Raw genomic sequence first — 15,470 nt, forward strand, 5'->3', positions numbered from 1 at the left:
GGTGACCACGATGCTTGCCCCTGATCGGCCCACCCTGCTGCTTGGGGCTCCAGGTTCGGGAAAAACCACTGCGGCAGTGGAATCCGCCCTGCAGTTCCTGGACTCCGGTGAGGACTCGGGACGGCTGCTGGTGCTCTCACCCACCCGGGACTCCGCTGCCGTGCTGCGTGATGCCATTGAGTCTGCCTGGGCGCGGAGCAATCCGGAGGGGGCTTTCGCCGAGCAGCCCTCCAAGTCTTTCGCCGCCTACGCGTTCTGGGTGCTGGGCGAGGCCCGGCGCCAGGGTTTCATCACCTTCCGGGCACGGGCTCCACGGCTGCTGGCCGGTGCGGAACAGGACCGCATCATCGGCGAGATCCTCACAGAGCTGGTCCAGGAGGGGCTGGTCTCACGCTGGCCGGAGTCGGTGCGCGGGGCCGCTGTCACCGACGGGTTTCGCCGCGAGGTGCGTGAACTCTTCGACCGGGCGCGCGAGCACGGGCTCAGCCCCGAGGATCTGCAGTTCGCCTCCGAGCAGCAAGGAGTCCCTGAGTGGGCTCCGGCCGCAGAGATCTACTCGCGCTACCTGGAGCGATTCAGCTCCCAGGAGTTCGAGGACGCCTATGACCCGGCCGGGCTGATCAGCGAGGCAGTCCGGCTCCTGAACCGCAACCCAGACCTGTTGGCCGCAGAGCGGCAGCGGCTGCAGCGGATCATCGTCGATGATGCCCAGGAGGCCAGTCCCAGCGTGCTGACCCTGCTCCGGCTGGTCGGCGCGGGCAAATCCGTACTGGCCCTGGCCAACCCCGATACGGTGACCCAAGGGTTCCGCGGAGCTGCCCCGGCCAAGCTGAAAGACTGGGCCACGCTCACCGCCCCAGATCCGGAAGCCGGACTGCATGGGAAAGCACCTGTGGTGGAGCTGCTGAATCGGGAGCACGGCATGAGCCCCGGGGTGGCGGGGGTATATGCCCGTTCCGTGCAGTTCATCCCCGCCCCGGGCAGAGACCTGCGCCAGCTGTTCAAACAGCATCTGAGGGTGCAGGCCCCGGCGGAGGCCGAGGCTGTGACCGCCAGCAGCGGCCACGCCGCAGAACGCTCTGTGCTGGCGGAGATCCTCCACCGGCATGACCGTCACGGTGTGCCTTTCAGCCAGATCGCGGTGATTGCGCGCAGCGGGACCAGCGCCCAGCGCACGGCTCGGACTCTGACGGCTCACGGTATCCCGGTGCGCCAGTCTATGCGTGATGTGGTGCTGCACCAGGAACCGGCTGTGGCACCGCTGCTGAGCATCATCGCAGGGGCTTGCGCCCCGGCGCCAGAGCCGCTGCAGCTGCCTGCTGTACTGCAGCTGCTGGGCTCCCGCTACGGCGGCACTGACGCCTTCGGGCTGCGCACACTGCGCCAGCAGCTGCGCCGCGCTGAACGCGAACAGGCCGCCGCGGAGGGCCGTGATCCTCGCAGCTCCGATGAGCTGATCCTCGCCGCCGCAGCAGATCCGTCCGAGCCGGTGCTCACCGCCTGGGCTAAGCCGGCCAAGGGGGACAGGCCTGAGACCACCGCCTATGGGCTCAGGCGCATTGCCTTGATGCTTCAGGCAGCGCAGCAGGCGGTGACCGAGGGTAAGACTCTTCCCGGGGAGATGCTATGGGAGGTGTGGGAGGCAGCGGGGCTGGCCGAGGTCTGGCGGGAGGCCACCCGGGGCACGGGTTGGGAGGCTGAGCAGGCCGATCACGACCTGGATGCAGTGCTCGCCCTGTTCCACGCCGCCGATCGGTTCGAAACCCAGAACCCCGGCGCGGACGCTGCAGTCTTCGCTGACCATATCCAACGCCTCGAACTGCCCATGGACACCCTGGCCGCCTCCTCCGCCCGGCAGGACGCTGTGGAAGTGCTCACCCCCACCACCGCAGCCGGGCGCCATTTCGACACTGTGATTCTGGTGGATCTCCAACAGGGTGTCTGGCCGAATCTGCGGCCCCGCGGCGCACTGCTGCGCAGCCGGGAACTGGCCGACTGGGCAGAGGGCACAACCTACTCCGGCAGCGGCAGCCCCCTAGTGCAGCGCATCCAGACTCTGCAGGACGAATACCGGCTCTTCGCCGCGGCGGTCTCCCGGGCCAAGAACCGGCTCTTTGCAGTAGCAGTGGAATCCCATGAGGAGCGGCCCAGCCCGCTGCTTGAGCTGATCACTCCGGCCGCCGAAAGACCCGATGCCAGCAGCCGCGAAGTCCGCCTGCTCACTGATGCTGCACTGGTGGCAGAGCTGCGCCGCAGCCTGGAGAACGAGCTGCACGATAAGCCCGGCCAGCAGCCCAGCCTGCGAGCCGCACAAGCAGCCCAGGCGCTGGCGCACCTGGCAGTTTCTGGAGTCCGAGCCGCTGACCCGCAGAGCTGGTGGGGGCTTCCGGAGCTGAGCACCCAGGAGCCCGTATTCGCCCAGGATGAGCCGTTGCCGATCTCCCCTTCGGCCGTGGAGGCAGCCATCACCCAGCCTCTGCAGTGGTTCACCTCCCGGGCAGGTGGCACCGAGCCGGCAGAGTTCAGCAGGATGCTCGGCACACTGATCCACCAGATCGCCGAACAGTACTGCACTGAGGTTGAGCCCAGTGTGCTCCACCAGGTGCTCGAAGAGAGATGGCACACCCTGCGCATGGAGGGCTGGGAGGCCCAGGCACAAAAGAACCTGGCCCGGGAGATGCTCACCAAACTGGCCAAGTACCAGCAGAGGGAGTTTCACCGCGAAGTGGTGGCCGTAGAGGCACAGGGCGCAGCCGAACTGACTCTCCACCACCAGGGACAGGACTATCAGCTGCGTATCAGCGGCAGTATGGACCGGATCGAAAGGCACCAGGGCCAGCTGCGGATCATCGACCTGAAGACCGGAAACCACCTTCCGACGCCCGCGGACACCCAACGCAATCCGCAGCTGGGCATCTACCAGCTGCTGGTAGCCCTGGACCCCCAACTCAGCCAGTTGGGCGAGGTCCAAGAGGCAGCGCTGCTCAATATCCGGAAGAACCAGACCGCAGCTCTGCGCAGCCAGGATCCGGTCCTTGCCGAGGACAGGCAGACCTGGGTCTACCAGCAGCTGCGCAGCGCTGCCCAGGTGATGACCGCCCAGCTCTTTGAATCCCGGCACGAGGCCTCCGCCCCCAGCTCCGGAAAATACAACCGATGCCGGGTCGGCCCACTGTGCCCGCTCTGCGATGACACGCGACAGGTGACCCAACCATGAGCACCCCCACCCGAGGGCCCCAGTACACTGCCGATGAGCTCTCCGCAGCCCTGGGCGAGCAGTTCACCCCCACTCCGCAGCAGCGGGCGGTGATCGAAGCGCCACTCTCGCCCATGCTGGTCACCGCCGGCGCAGGCTCCGGCAAAACGAAGACGATGGCCGACCGGGTGGTCTACCTGGTGGCCAACGGTCTGGTGATGCCGCATGAAATCCTAGGCGTCACCTTCACCCGCAAAGCCGCCGGTGAGCTTGCCGAGCGGATCACCGGCAAGCTCACCCAACTGGTGGAGAAGGAGCTGATCAGTGCGGCTGACATCATTCCGGCCGAACTGGTCGCAACTCTCCCCGAGGACAGTCAGGTACAGACCTATCTGAGCAGTCTGCTGGAACCCACTATCTCCACCTACCATTCCTATGCCCACTCCCTGGTGGCCGAATACGGCATGCACATCGGCATCGAGCCCGATGCCGAACTGGTCGGCGGGGCGGCAGCCTGGCAGCTGATCACCCCGCTGATCACCGATTACCCCGAGGGCGAAGCTCTGGTGGAGGCTGAGGCCAATACCGCCACCCTGGCCGAACAGGTGCTGAAACTCTCCCAGGATATGGCCGAACACCTGCAGAGCCCCGAACGGGTCGTGGCCTGGCTGGACCAACAGATCAGCCAGGTGGAACCCTGGCAGCCTCTGCCCAACGGTGATTGCAGAAACCTGCTCAGAATGCTCAAACTACGGCGCGAGACCGCCAAACTCACCCAGGCCTACCAGCAGGCCAAAGCCGAGAACGGTCTCATGGACTACGGAGACCTGCTGCGCTATGCCGCGCGGCTGGCCACCGAGGTCGAACAGGTCAGGGTCCGGGAACGGCAGAAGTACAAGATCGTGCTACTCGATGAGTTCCAGGACACCTCCCACGCCCAGCTGGAGCTCTTCTCGCATCTGTTCGGATCCGGCACCGGACATGCGGTCACCGCAGTGGGGGATCCCAACCAGTCCATCTATGGATTCCGGGGAGCCTCCGCGGGCCAGCTCTTCCAGTTCCCCGAAAAATTCGTCCTCACCACTGAGCAGGCGAAGGCCACCAGTCAGCCCAGCACTGACCACTCCGGCGCCAGCCAAGACGGTGAACCCGGACTGAAGCAGCTGACCATCGCCTGGCGCAACGGGCGCCGTATCCTCGATGTGGCAAACACCTTGGTAGAGCCCTTCACCCAAGACACCGGCCTGGCCTGGCACGCCTCCACTGCGCACCTGCGCGGAAAGCTCCAGCAGCTGATCACCGCTGACCGGATGGCCAAGGACGGCACGCTTCTGAATGAGGACGGCACCCCGCAGGGCGCACCGGCGGTGCAGCTGGTGCCGGAGCAGGACCGGATCGTCCCGCCGCACACAGTCAAAGACGGCTCGGTGGCCTACGGGTTCTTCACCTCCGAGGCGCAGGAGACGGCGGCCATCGTCGAGGAGATGAAGCGTCAGCTCGCGGTGCCCGAGGGGCAGGAACCGCCGAACTGCGCAGTGCTGGCCACCACGCACGGTCAGCTGGCCACTGTGGCTGATGCTCTGCGCTACGCCGGAGTGCCCTATGAGCTGGCCAGTCTCTCCGGGCTGCTCCACCAGCCTGAGGTGGTGGAGCTGATCGCCTACCTGCGGGTGCTCGCCGACCCGAAACGCTCTGACGAGCTCATCCGAATCCTGGCCGGAGCCCGGTACCGCATCGGGCCCAAAGACCTCTACCAGCTGGGCCGCAGCGCGGCCGGGCTGGCCAGCTCGCGATCCCGCGGCCGGGGACGGGATGCCGATGAGGAACAGGTCGAGTCCCTGGAGCCGGAGCTGGACGAGATGCAGTCCCTGGTCGAAGCCCTGGAGAACTTCCAGGTAGACCCTGAGGCCAACCAGGAGAACCGCTACGGGTTCAGCGCTGAGGGCGCCAGGCGGCTGAGCCAGGCTCGGGAGCACTTCCGCGCCCTGCGCGGCCTGCTGCATCTGGACCTGGGCACCCTGATTCATCGGATCTCCCAAGAGACCGGTCTGGGCGTGGAAGTCTCCGCCCGACCCTGGGAGCCCGGCTCCCACCCCACCCGGCAGATCGACACGCTGATCGAATACGCCCAGGCCTTCGCGACCAGCTCATCAAGCCAGGACATCACCGCGTTCCTCGACTGGCTCGAGGCCGCCGAGGAGCAGGAACGCGGCCTGGAGCAGGCCCCGGCCGACCCCGCCCCCGGGGCCGTCCAGCTGCTCACCGTCCACGCCTCCAAAGGGCTGGAATGGGATGTCGTAGCCGTGGCAGGGCTCAGGGAGGGCAAGTTCCCCAAACCGGCCCGGATGGTCTCCCGCTGGACCAAGAACGAGGGTGACCTGCCCTGGCCGCTGCGCGGGGACCGGGACTCCCTGCCCCAGTGGACACCCCAGTACGACGACGAAGACCCGCCGAAGCGCAAAGCCCAGGTCTGGGCCCGCTCCGAGGGCACTGCCAAATCCCCCAAGGACTACGAAGGGCCCCTCTTCACGGAGGATGCGGCGCTCTTCGCCGAGGAGGAGGAACGCCGCCTGGCGTATGTGGCCTTCACCCGCGCCAAGACCCGGCTGCTGGTCACTGGAGCCTGCTTCTACGGGGCATCAGCTGGCAAAGACGCCTCAGTCTTCCTCAAAGAGATCCGCAGGCTGGCCCAGCAGAGCCCCCACCCCGAGGGATTCGAGGAGCTCGCCTGGCACAGCTATGAGCAGGAGGAGGCCAACCCCCAAAGCAGCCATACGCTGATCTCCGCCTGGCCCTATGACCCGCTGGCCGCACGCCGGGTCACCAGAAAGGAACTGCAGAAGGCAGACCTCACCGACCACACCTCCGTCGATACCTTCACTGACCCGGCAGAGGCGGCGCCTGGCAGCCCCGCGGTCTACACCCGCCGGCCGGCACTGCAGGAAGCCGCAGATCTAGTCACCAGCTATCTGCATCGGGACGAACATTCCGAGGAGTTGGAAGAGAACCAGTGGCTGGAGGAGGCGCGCCTGGTCACCAGGAGAGCAGCTGCGCGCAGCACCATGGCGGAGCCGGCACAGCTGCCCGGCCAGCTCGCAGTCTCCTCAGTGGTGCAGCTGGCGCATAACCGTCAACAGGTGCTGGAGCAGGCCCGCCGGCCCATCCCTCAGAAGCCTTCCTCGGCCGCACGCAGAGGAACCGCCATCCACGGCATCATCGAACAGGTGCTGGAGGTCCAGGGCGCGCTGCCCGAGATCGATGAGCTCTTTGCCGCCCACCTCGCCGAGGACGAGGCCGGGGAGCTTGACCTCGAACAGGTCAGGGCCAGCTACCACGCCAGCCCCTGGGCCCAGTGGCCGGCCTTCGCCGTGGAGATCCCCCTGGAGACCAGTCTGGCCGGGGTCACCCTGCGCGGCCGGATCGATGCGGTCTTCGCCAAAGACGCCAAGGGCATACCGCTGAGCAGTGAGACCTACCACCGCTGGATGGCCGAACCGAAGCCGAAACGCAATGAACTGATGAGCCGGTGCAGCTTTGACCTGGTGGACTGGAAGACCGGTGCAGTGCCGACCGGGGAGGATATGAAGGAGAAGGAACTGCAGTTGGCGGTCTACCGGGTAGCCTTCAGCAGGCTCTACGGAGTCAGTGAGCAGAACATCCGCTGCCACTTCCTCTACCTCGACCAGGGCGTCACCCACTCCCCGCAGCGGCTCGAGGGGGCCGCAGAGCTCGCCCGCAGAATCAAGGGGGAGGACAGCGGCTAGGCTGCCTCAGACCCTGTATGCTGAGCGCTTGGCCAGCCAGATGGCGTAGCCGCAGATCAGTACCCCCAGGCTGGCTGTGATCGCACCCGCATAGGCCGGAGCTCGCAGCCCGAACTCGGCCTCGATCACCACGGCACCCATGATGGCACCGATGGCATTAGCCGAGTTGAACGCCGAGTGCTGGAAGCTGGCCGCCAACTGCGGGGCCCTCGGGGCACAGTCCAGCAGATGGGTCTGCACCGAGGGACCGAGCGCACCGGCGGCAACGCCGATCAGCAGCAGGAAGGTGATCATCAGCACCGGAATATGGGCGAAGGCACCGAAGAGCGCCATCGACACCGCCACGGTTACCGTACCCGCCATCACCGTGCCCAACACGGACTTATCTGACCAGTAGCCCCCGGCGAAGTTGCCCACCACATTTCCCAGTCCGTAGAAGAACACCACTATCGGGATGGCCCCGGCAGTCAGGCCGGTGACATCCATGGCGATATAGGAAATATAGGAGTAGATGGCGAACATCCCGGAGAAGCCCACCACGGCAAGCAGGACGCCGACCCACAGCTGCTGGTTCAGCAGTCCTTTGAGCTCACCACGCACCGAGGAGCCCTCCGGAGGGTAGACCTTCGGCGCCCAGAGGGTTACCGCCACCATGGTAATAACTGCCAGGACTGCGGTGATCAGGAACATGATTCGCCAGCCGAACTCCAGGCCGGCCCAGGTGACGAACGGCACTCCGGCCAGGTTGGCGATCGCGATCCCGGAGAGCACCACCGCGATTGCCCGGGCGCGTTTGGTGGGCCCGGCCATATGCGCAGCCATCAGGGCTGCGGAGGCGAAGAACGCCCCATGGGGCAACCCGGAGAGGAACCTGCCCAGCAGCAGGGCCTCGAAACTGGGGGCGAAATAACTGAACAGATGTGCGAAGGTAAACAGGCCCAGGAGAAACAGCGCATAGTGCTTGCGCTCCCGCTTAGCCCCCATCAGGGACAGGATCGGGGCGCCTATCACCACACCTGCGGCGTAGAAGGTCACCAGCAGTCCGCCCTGCGCCTCGGTGATACCGAGGTCCTCGGCCGCAGCCGCATTGAGCCCCATGATGGCGAATTCGGTGACACCCACCGCGAATCCGCCGATGGACAGGGCCAGGATCGCGATCATCACCTGCCGCGGCGAGTACTTCGGCTCCTGCTGGTCAGGCCTGACCGTCTGCAGGGTGCCGGTGACCGCCGGGATTGAGCCGGTGAGAATCTGAAGGGGACTTGTCATCGGGCCGACAGGGGAGGAGTTCCCCTCGGCATAGTCCATTTGCGGGTCTTTTGTGTCAGTCACGGGGTTCTTCGTGTCAGTCACGAGGTAAGAATTGCATCCATCCATGAATCGAATGTGAAATGCCGGTCAGAAGAAGCTGGAAAGCCTAGGTGATGATGGTCATATCTTGGCCCCTGCGCGTTTGGCCAGCCAGATCGCGTAGATGGTGATCAGTACTCCGAGGGCGGCCGCTGCAGCTCCCACATACGCCGGTGCGCGCAGTCCCCATCCGGCATCAATGGTCATCCCGCCAGCAATTGCGCCCATCGCATTGGCTGTGTTGAAAGCCGAATGGTGGAAGCTGGCCGCCAGCTGGGGTGCCTTCGGGGCCGTGTCGATCAGGTGGGTCTGCATAGTGGGACCCAGATTCGCGGCAGAAACGCCCACGCAGAACAGCAGGATGAGCATCAGCGCCGGAATATGGGCGAGGAGCCCGAACAGCACCATGAACACCGCCACCGCCGCCATCGCGATGATCGCCGTGCCCAGCACCGATTTATCCGCCAGCCAGCCGCCGGTGAAGGTGCCGATCACCATACCGGAGCCGAAGATCAGCACCACAAGCGGCAAGGCCTGATCGCTGAGCCCGGTGACCTCCACCGCCACATGGGACAGATACGTGTAGATGGCGAACATACCCGAGAAGCCGATGACGGAAAGTGCCACCCCCACCCAGAGCCGCTGATTGGCCAGGGCGCGCAGCTCACCGCGGACCGAGGCCCCGGCAGGCGGCTGCTGGCGCGGGGCCAGGAAGGCAACGGCGAGCATAGTCAGCCCGGCCAGCAGGGCCACGATCACAAACATCCAGCGCCAGCCGAACTGCTGGCCCACCCAGGTCACCCCCGGCACTCCGGAGACATTGGCGATCGCCAGCCCGGAGAGCACCACAGCGATCGCCCGGCCGCGCTTGGCCGGACCGGCCATCTGGGCGCCCATCAGAGCGGCAGTGGCGAAATAGGCCCCATGCGGTAGCCCAGAGAGGAACCGGCCAGCAATCAGTGTCTCGAAGTTCGGGGCGAGGAAGCTCAGCAGATGTGCTCCGATGAACAGCACCAGCAGGAACAGGGCATAGGCCTTCCGCTCCCGTTTGGCGCCCATCAGTGAGAGGACCGGGGCGCCCACCACTACGCCCAGCGCATAGGCGGTGACTAACATCCCGCCCTGGCCGTAGCTGACGCCCAGGTCCAGGACAATCTCACGCTGCAGGCCCATGATGGCGAACTCAGTGACCCCGATCGCGAACCCGCCGGTGGCCAGTGCCAAGATTGCCAGGGCAATCTGGGTGCGGGTCATCCGCGGCTGCTCAGGCTTTACCAGCGGAAAGGGACCGGCGGCAGGCGAGTTGTTCCCCGGCGTCGTCGTGGTCTTCACCCCTGCCCAAACCGCTGCCGATCGCCGATCATTCCCGGCAGGAGATTCCCGGGCGCAACCCTCCCTGGGGGTTACAGCTGCGTAAAAATGACCCCTGCCCGCGCATGCCCAGGATAGTTGCCCCGTGAAACTGTGGTAACAATTGGACGCATACGCTGTCACATGACGGCGGTCGCACCTGATGAGAAAGGCACGAACATGAGGCACTCCACTATTCCCCGGCGCAGCCGCGCCCTGACTGGCACCGCATTGGCCGCAGCACTGCTGATCTCCGCCTGCGGAGGCGAGGACGGCAATGGAGATGAAGGTGGCAACGGCGGCGAAGAGGGCGGCGGAGCTGGCGACATTCTTATCGGCACCACCGATGTCAAAGTGACCATCGACCCCGCGGGCTCCTATGACAACGCCAGCTTCCTGATAATGAACCAGGTCTATCCGTTCCTGCTGAACAGCCAGCCCGGAGAGTCCGACGTGGAGCCGGACATCGCTGAGACTGCCGAGTTCACCGGAGAGACTGAGTTCACTGTCACCCTGAAAGAGGGGCTGACATTCGCCAACGGCAACGAGCTGACCGCCTCTGACGTGAAGTTCAGCTTCGACCGGCAGACCGATATCATGCACGAGAACGGGCCGGCCTATCTGCTGAGCAACCTGGAGTCCGTGGAGACCCCTGATGACCACACCGTGGTCTTCCACCTGGCTGAGCCCGACCAGACCTTCCCCCAGGTGCTGTCCAGCCCGGCGGCGCCCATCGTGGACGAGGAAGTGTTCCCCGCAGATGAGCTGCTGGCTGATGACGACATCGTGGCAGAACAGGCCTTCGCCGGTCCCTACGTGATCGATGACTACAGCTTCAACGACATCGTGACCCTCTCGCCCAACGAGGCCTACGAGGGCCTGCTGGGCGCACCGGAGAACGACTCCGTCACCATCGAGTACTACTCCGAGTCCTCCAACCTGCGGATGGCCGTGGAGCAGGGTGATGTGGATATCGCCTACCGCACCCTGCTGGCCACCGACGTCGATGACCTGCGCGAGGTGGACGGGCTGAATGTTATTGACGGACCCGGCGGAGAGATCCGCTATATGGTCTTCAACCTGGCCGTCATGCCCTACGGAACCCAGACCGAGGAGGCTGACGCTGAGGCAGCTCTGGCAGTCCGTCAGGCGGTGGCCGACATCCTGGACCGCGAGGAGATCTCGGAGCAGGCGTTCCTGAGCAGCTACACCCCGCTGTACTCCTTTGTCCCAGAGGGCCTCACCGGGGCCAATCAGGCGCTGATGGAGCTCTACGGCGACGGCAGCGGCGGCCCGGACGCCGACCGCGCCGCCGAGCGTTTGGAGGAGGCTGGGGTGGAGACCCCGGTGGAGCTGCACATCGAGTACGGCACCGACCGCTACGGTGAGGCCTCAGCCGATGAGTACGCCATGATTCGTGACCAGCTCAACGAGACCGGCCTGTTCGATGTCACCATCCAGTCCACCGAATGGACCCAGTTCACCGAGGAGCGCACCCAGGACATCTACCCGGCGCATCAGCTGGGTTGGTTCCCCGACTACTCGGACGCTGACAACTACCTCTCCCCGTTCTTCCATTCGGAGAACTTCCTGGCCAACCACTTCTCCGATGAGGAGATCGACGCCGCCCTCATCGACCAGGTCACCGAAGAGGATCCGGAGGAGCGGGAGGCCAAGATTGAGGAGCTGCAGTACATGGTGGCCGAGCACCTGCCCACCTTGCCCATGCAGCAGGGAGCGCAGACCGCGGTGACCGCAGACTACATCGACGGGGTGGTCCTGGACGGTTCGTTCAAGTTCCGGTTCGGCTCCATCACGGCTGAGTGACCCCGTACGAGTGAGCGCAGCATCCCCTGAAGCACCATCTAGGCGGACTGGCGGTCAACTGATCGCCAGTCCGCTGGTGCGCTATATCTTTGTCCGGTTCCTGCTGATCATCCCCACGGTGTTCATCCTGATCACCATGGTGTTCGTCTTCATGCGAATGATCGGCGACCCGATCACTGCGGCACAGGGCGGCCGGCTCTCTGCCGCCCAGCTGGACGACATGCGGGAGGCCGCCGGCTATAACCGGCCGATCCTGGTCCAGTACGTCGAATACCTGGGCCAAATCCTGCGCGGGGACTTCGGAACCACGATTTCGGACAACCGCCCGGTCACCGAAGTCCTGGTCACCTACGGCACTGCCACCGTGGAATTAGTCTTCTACGGGCTGATCGTGGCCTTCCTGATCGGCATACCGCTGGGCATGATCGCCGCTGCGAAACGTGACAGATGGCCCGATGCCGGGCTGCGGCTCTTCGCCATCCTGGCCTACGCCACCCCGGTCTTCTTCTTGGGCCTGCTGCTGAAACTGGTCTTCTCCGTGTGGCTGGGCATCCTGCCTACCTCCGGGCGAGCCTCTTCACGGACCCGGATCGAGCTCTCGCGGATGGAGGACGCCACCGGGATCTATCTCATCGACGCGATCCGCGCCGGGGACATGGGCCATGTGGCCGATGTGCTCCAGCACGCGGTGCTGCCGGCCACTGCCCTGGGCCTGCTCACCGCCGGTGTCTTCCTGCGCCTGGTGCGCACCAACATGATCGGCACCCTGGCCATGGACTACATCGACACTGCCCGCTCACGGGGCGTGAGCGAATACCGATTGGTCCGCAAGCACGCCTACCGGCCGGCCCTGATCCCCATCGTTACCGTGATCGGCATGCAGACCGCCATGCTGCTGGGCGGGGCGGTGCTCACCGAGACCACATTCGAATGGCGCGGCCTGGGCTTCCAGCTGACTCACTACCTCTCGGCCCGCGATTTCATCGCCGTGCAGGGCATTGTGGCGCTGCTGGCCGTCATCGTGGCCGTGACCAACTTCCTGGTGGACATCGTCGTGGCCCTGATCGACCCCCGGGTGAGGTACTAACAATGAGTGCGACGACACCCCCAGACAGTTCCACAACAACCCCCGCCGCAGTGCCCGGAACAGCGTCCCGGCGGTACTCCTGGCGTCGCCTGCCGGTGATCCGCCAGCTGCGCCAATCCGTCGGAGTCCAGCGTGGCATGCTGATCACCGGCTTGGTGATCGTGGGCCTGATGCTCGCGGCCGCGCTGCTGGCCCCGCTGATCACCCCTTACGGACCCTCCCAGCTTCGCGGCGAGGACGGCCTCTTCGGGGCTCGGCAGGCGCCGTCGGCAGAGCACTGGCTAGGCACCACCGCCGGCGGCTATGACGTGTTCACCCGCACCATCTACGGCACCCAGACCGCACTGCTGGTGATCATTGTGGCAGTGGCCTTCTCCCTGTTCATCGGAGTGGCACTGGGCCTGATCTCCGGCTACTACGGCGGCTGGGTGGACCGGGTGCTGGTGGTGGTGGCCGATGCCATCTACGCATTCCCCACCCTGCTGCTGGCCATCGTCACCGCCATCGTCATCTCTGGAGGAAGCTCAAGCCTCTGGGGCGGGATCATGGCCACCGCGGTGGCTATCACCGTGGTCTTCGTCCCCCAGTACTTCCGGGTGATCCGGGCGGAGACTCTGCGGATCAAGACCGAGGCCTATGTGGAGGCCGCACGGGTGATCGGCACCCCAACCCTTCGCATCATGGTCCGCCATGTGCTGCGCAATGCCACCCGAAGCCTGCCACTGCTGGTCACCCTCAACGCCGCAGAGGCGATACTGACGCTGGCAGCCTTGGGCTTCCTGGGCTTCGGCATCGAACCCTCCGCGGCAGCCGAATGGGGCTATGACCTCAACCGTTCGGTCAGCGATGTCTCCTCCGGGATCTGGTGGACCTCGCTGTTCCCCGGGGCGGCGATCGTGTTGATGGTGCTTGGTGTGACTCTGGTCGGTGAGAGCCTGCAGGACCTGGCAGACCCCAGGCTGCGCACCCGCCGTCGCACTGATTCCCAGGCCCCGCAGGCCACCGCCTCTGCACCTGTCTCCGCCGGCGGAGCGGCTGCAGGGGTGCCCAAGGGCACCGGCCCCAGCGAGATAGGACCCAGCTCATGACCCCGCAGACTGCCCCTGCACAGGCGAAGCCTGAAGAAGCCCGAGCCGTTGAGCTTAAGCAGCTGAGCATCCGCTTCGACACCGACGGCGGTGAGGTCACAGCGGTCAACGCGATCAGCCTGAGCATCCGCCCCGGAGAGATCACCGCCATTGTGGGTGAATCCGGCTCCGGCAAGACGGTCACCGCCCGCAGCCTGCTCGGCCTGCTTCCTGCCAACGCTCGCACCGAAGGGGCAGTGCTGGTCGACGGGACGGAGGTCACCGCACTAAGCAGAAGCCAGCTGCGCGCCCTGCGCGGCAAGAACGCGGCCATGGTCTTCCAGGAACCCTCCACAGCCTTGAACCCCGTCTATCCGGTGGGCTGGCAGATAGCCGAGGGACTGCGCGCTCACCGTCGCATCTCCCGGAAAGCAGCCCGGTCTGAGGCGGTGGAGATCCTCCGCCAGGTGGGCATCCCGGAACCGGAGAAGCGAGTGGGCTACTACCCGCACCAATTCTCCGGGGGCCAGAAACAGCGCGTAGTGATCGCCATGGCCCTGGTGCTGCGGCCCTCAGTGATCATCGCCGATGAGCCCACCACAGCCCTGGACGTCACAGTCCAGGCGGAGATCTTGGACCTGCTTCGCCGCTGCCGTGACGAGTTCGGCGCAGCGATCGTGCTGATCACCCACAACATGGGTGTGGTCGCCGATCTCGCCGACACCGTGGCTGTGATGTACAAGGGCGATCTGGTTGAACAGGCGCCGGTGGAGAAGATCTTCGCCGCACCCGAGCATGCCTACACCCGCAGGCTGCTCGGTGCCGTGCTGCGCCTGGGGGAAGGGAAGGAACGACGACGCCGCGCCGCCGAGGTCACCGAAGCCGGTACCGGTTCCGAGGGCGCTGAACAACCCTCTGCGCCGGAGCTGGCAGTCCACGCCCAGGAGCTGCGGATCACCTATCCCGGGGGACTCGGCAAACCGGACATCACCGCTGTGGACGGAGTGAGCCTGGCGGTTCCGGCCGGCCAAGTCCTCGGCCTGGTGGGCGAATCAGGCTCCGGCAAGTCCACTATCGGCCGCGCTGTGGCGGGGCTGACCCCGGTGGCCGGCGGGCAGCTGAAGGTGCTGGGACGCAGTGTGATCGGAGCCCGGGAGCGGCAGCTGAAGCGGCTGCGCAAGGATCTGGGCTTCGTCTTCCAGGACCCGGCCTCCAGCTTCAACCCGCTGCTGAGCATCGGGCAGTGCCTGGCCGAGCCACTGATCGTCTCCGGGGAGGCCGGCAGCGTCAATGCCGCCCGGTCCCGGGTGGCCGAGCTGCTGGATGCGGTGCAGCTTCCGGCAGCCTTCGCCGACCGTTTCCCCCATGAGCTCTCCGGGGGCCAGCGGCAACGAGCCTCACTGGCCCGGGCACTGGCTCTGCAGCCCAAGCTGGTGATCGCTGATGAGCCTACCTCGGCCCTCGATGTCTCGGTGCAGGCGGCGGTCCTGGAGCTGTTCCAGTCTCTGCAGCGGGATTTCGGTTTCGCCGCTATCTTCATCACCCACGACCTGGCGGTGGTGGACCTGGTCTCCGACCAGGTGGCGGTGCTGCGCTCAGGCCAGCTGGTGGAGCACGGCCCTACTGACGATGTGCTCTCTGACCCGCAGGACCCCTACACTCAGCGACTGCTTGCCTCGGTTCCGGTTCCTGATCCCACCGAACAGCGCAGCCGTAGAGGTGAGTCAAGTCCTCTTGGGCAGTGAGGTTCAGGGTTTGCCCGCTCTCGTTCTATGTCCTTTGTAACAGACCCGGTAGTCACGGAGACTTGTTGCTCATTGGCGAGGTAC

8 protein-coding genes are annotated in these 15,470 nt (G+C 65.6%); 6 read left to right on the top strand and 2 right to left on the bottom strand.

The features are described from left to right. Position 1 precedes the first annotated feature (1 nt). Together GNZ21_RS04815 and GNZ21_RS04820 are read left to right on the top strand one after the other, a co-directional pair. A complete protein-coding gene (locus tag GNZ21_RS04815) occupies positions 2-3,217 on the top strand; it encodes a PD-(D/E)XK nuclease family protein (protein WP_157321856.1) in 3,216 nt (1,071 codons plus the stop codon). Then, a complete protein-coding gene (locus GNZ21_RS04820) occupies positions 3,214-6,960 on the top strand; it encodes a UvrD-helicase domain-containing protein (protein ID WP_157321859.1) in 3,747 nt (1,248 codons plus the stop codon). The genes GNZ21_RS04815 and GNZ21_RS04820 overlap by 4 nt, the downstream gene beginning before the upstream one ends. Positions 6,961-6,966: 6 nt before the next feature. Here GNZ21_RS04820 and GNZ21_RS04825 read toward each other — a convergent pair whose 3' ends face one another. Then, complete coding sequence (locus tag GNZ21_RS04825) at positions 6,967-8,292, bottom strand: MFS transporter (protein WP_229659440.1); 1,326 nt, start codon at positions 8,290-8,292, stop codon at positions 6,967-6,969. A gap of 99 nt (positions 8,293-8,391) precedes the next feature. Continuing rightward, the gene (locus tag GNZ21_RS04830) at positions 8,392-9,564 is read right to left on the bottom strand and encodes an MFS transporter (RefSeq protein ID WP_157321861.1); all 1,173 of its coding nucleotides are present in this window, start codon (positions 9,562-9,564) and stop codon (positions 8,392-8,394) included. 276 nt (positions 9,565-9,840) lie between these two features. Between GNZ21_RS04830 and GNZ21_RS04835 the strand changes: the two genes are divergently transcribed. The 4 genes from GNZ21_RS04835 to GNZ21_RS04850 are packed head-to-tail and all read left to right on the top strand — an operon-like array spanning position 9,841 to position 15,386. Further along, positions 9,841-11,487, top strand: a complete 1,647-nt coding sequence (locus GNZ21_RS04835) for an ABC transporter substrate-binding protein (RefSeq protein ID WP_157321863.1) — start codon at positions 9,841-9,843, stop codon at positions 11,485-11,487. A 10-nt stretch (positions 11,488-11,497) separates the two neighbouring features. Then, the gene (locus tag GNZ21_RS04840) at positions 11,498-12,574 is read left to right on the top strand and encodes an ABC transporter permease (protein ID WP_373868398.1); all 1,077 of its coding nucleotides are present in this window, start codon (positions 11,498-11,500) and stop codon (positions 12,572-12,574) included. A gap of 2 nt (positions 12,575-12,576) precedes the next feature. Further along, the gene (locus tag GNZ21_RS04845; protein ID WP_157321865.1) at positions 12,577-13,662 is read left to right on the top strand and encodes an ABC transporter permease; all 1,086 of its coding nucleotides are present in this window, start codon (positions 12,577-12,579) and stop codon (positions 13,660-13,662) included. Continuing rightward, positions 13,659-15,386: a dipeptide ABC transporter ATP-binding protein gene (locus tag GNZ21_RS04850; protein WP_157321867.1), complete on the top strand. Its 1,728-nt coding sequence runs from the start codon at positions 13,659-13,661 to the stop codon at positions 15,384-15,386. The genes GNZ21_RS04845 and GNZ21_RS04850 overlap by 4 nt, the downstream gene beginning before the upstream one ends. Positions 15,387-15,470 lie beyond the last annotated feature (84 nt).

The organism is Nesterenkonia alkaliphila, from assembly GCF_009758175.1.
Lineage (GTDB): Bacteria > Actinomycetota > Actinomycetes > Actinomycetales > Micrococcaceae > Nesterenkonia > Nesterenkonia alkaliphila.

Excerpts from the sequence above, each read along its gene's own strand:
- GNZ21_RS04820 (WP_157321859.1), top strand. The coding sequence starts at position 3,214 with ATGAGCACCCCCACCCGAGGGCCCCAGTACACTGCCGATGAGCTCTCC.
- GNZ21_RS04830 (WP_157321861.1), bottom strand. The coding sequence starts at position 9,564 with ATGACCCGCACCCAGATTGCCCTGGCAATCTTGGCACTGGCCACCGGC.
- GNZ21_RS04835 (WP_157321863.1), top strand. The coding sequence starts at position 9,841 with ATGAGGCACTCCACTATTCCCCGGCGCAGCCGCGCCCTGACTGGCACC.
- GNZ21_RS04845 (WP_157321865.1), top strand. The coding sequence starts at position 12,577 with ATGAGTGCGACGACACCCCCAGACAGTTCCACAACAACCCCCGCCGCA.
- GNZ21_RS04850 (WP_157321867.1), top strand. The coding sequence starts at position 13,659 with ATGACCCCGCAGACTGCCCCTGCACAGGCGAAGCCTGAAGAAGCCCGA.